Origin of the sequence: Devosia sp. (assembly GCF_036676215.1) — a bacterium.
In the GTDB taxonomy this organism is placed as follows: domain Bacteria; phylum Pseudomonadota; class Alphaproteobacteria; order Rhizobiales; family Devosiaceae; genus Devosia.
The window spans coordinates 1-1,667 of record NZ_JAKFDJ010000190.1 but is presented as its reverse complement, the minus strand read 5'-3'; the positions used below and the strand labels follow the sequence as shown (position 1 = coordinate 1,667).

Sequence of the window (1,667 nt, the reverse complement as noted above, 5' to 3'; positions counted from 1 at the left end):
GACAGTCGCGGAAACGTTCGCGTACTGGGCACCTCGCACTGGGACCGCATCATGAGCCGCGCGGCCAAGCGCGTGCTGGTCGTGGCCGAACGTGTGGTCGACACCGAGATATTCGAGCAACAGCCCGAAGTGACCCTGATCCCGTACCTTCTTGTGCAGGCCTATGCCGTGGTGCCCCAAGGCGCGTGGCCGGGCTCGTGCTGGCCGGAATACGAGATCGATTACCCGGCGGTCGAGAAGTATCTGGAGCCGGGGCCTGAGGCCTTGCAGGCTCATCTCGACGCCGCCCCCGAAGCCTTGCAGGAGCATGCCGAATGAGCGCCAACTGGACCCCCTTTTCCTACATCGTAACCAACCTGGCCCGGTTCATCCGCCCCAACGAAATCACCTTCAGCGGCGTCAATTCCACCATGCCCATGCTGGCGTGCCTGATGGCCAAAAAGGCCTACGAGTGGGACTTTGTCTATATCAACGTGGCCGGCGGCGTAGACCCGCGTCCTTCCAAGATTCCCATCTCAAGCTCCGATCCCGTGCTTGCCCAGCACACAGCCTCGATCTTCGACAATGAAGACTTCTATGATCTGTGCTGCCGAGGCCGTATGGACCTCACCTTTCTGGGCGCGGCGCAAATCGACGGCGAAGGCAATGCCAATAACTCCTGCATCGGGGACTGGCATCAGCCCAAGGTGCGGCTGCCCGGCGGCGGTGGCGGCGCTGTCATGCTGCCTACCGCCAGGCGCGCATGCACGTGGCGAACAGAACACTCGCCCCGCACCTTTGTTGAGCAATTGCACTTTCGCACCTCCTGGGGCGGCTTCCACGGTGTCGTAACGCCCATCGCCGTATTCATCAAGAAGAACGACCGCCTGGCCCTGCAATCGTGGCATCCCGAATCCAGTCTGGATGAAGTCAAGGCGCGTACCGGCTTCCAGTTCGATCACGAAGGAGCCGAACCCACCGCGCCGCCCACACAAAGCGAGATTGAAGCGCTGGCCGCTCTCGATCCGGACGGCGCTTTCGAGCGTGACGCCGCCGTCAGCTTGCGATAGGAGAGACGAATGCCTGAAGACACCAGTTTGCTGGCCGCCTACCCATCGCTTTGGCGCTCGAAAGAATGGGCATCGCGCCCGGCCTTGAGTGACGCAAAGGGTGAAACCCGCCTTTCTTACGGCGAACTTTACAACCGCGTAAGCGATATGGCCGGCAAACTGCGCCACGCAGGCGTCAAGCCGCAACAACTCGTGGCGCTGTCGATGGAAAGGTCCATCGACAATGTGATCGCCTTGCTGGGCATAATGGCAGCGGGGGCATGCCCCTGCCCGCTCGAGCCCCGGCTGACACCTGCCGAGATCCACGATCGACTGCAGGCCGTCGGCGTCGACACCGTATTGGTCGATGCGGCAAACGAAGCCGGCGTAGCGCCTACGGGCGGCCTGCGGATATTGCGTGTTGATACGCTCGCCGCTGCCGAAGCTTACTGGTCTGAAAAAATCCAGGCTCAAGACCCCGGCCTGCTGCTGTTTACGTCTGGAAGCACCGGCCGGCCCAAGGGCGTTCTGCTCAGCCACAAGGGACTGCTTAATAACGCCCAGGGCGTCATTCCACTGACAGAACTGAACCAGCACGACAAGCTTCTGCATGTCATGCCGCTCTACCACACCAACGGC

At 61.7% G+C, this 1,667-nt stretch carries 3 protein-coding genes; all 3 read left to right on the top strand.

The annotated features are described in order from the left end of the window. Positions 1-318 (top strand): CoA transferase (locus tag V6M52_RS15575; RefSeq protein WP_332701668.1); only part of this gene is annotated, 318 nt, incomplete at its 5' end. Next, the gene (locus V6M52_RS15570; protein WP_332701667.1) at positions 315-1,049 is read left to right on the top strand and encodes a CoA-transferase subunit beta; all 735 of its coding nucleotides are present in this window, start codon (positions 315-317) and stop codon (positions 1,047-1,049) included. The genes V6M52_RS15575 and V6M52_RS15570, both read left to right, overlap by 4 nt. Before the next feature lie 9 nt (positions 1,050-1,058). Then, the coding region (locus V6M52_RS15565; RefSeq protein WP_332701666.1) for a class I adenylate-forming enzyme family protein at positions 1,059-1,667 on the top strand (609 nt) is incomplete at its 3' end.

Excerpts from the sequence above, each read along its gene's own strand:
- V6M52_RS15570 (WP_332701667.1), top strand. The coding sequence starts at position 315 with ATGAGCGCCAACTGGACCCCCTTTTCCTACATCGTAACCAACCTGGCC.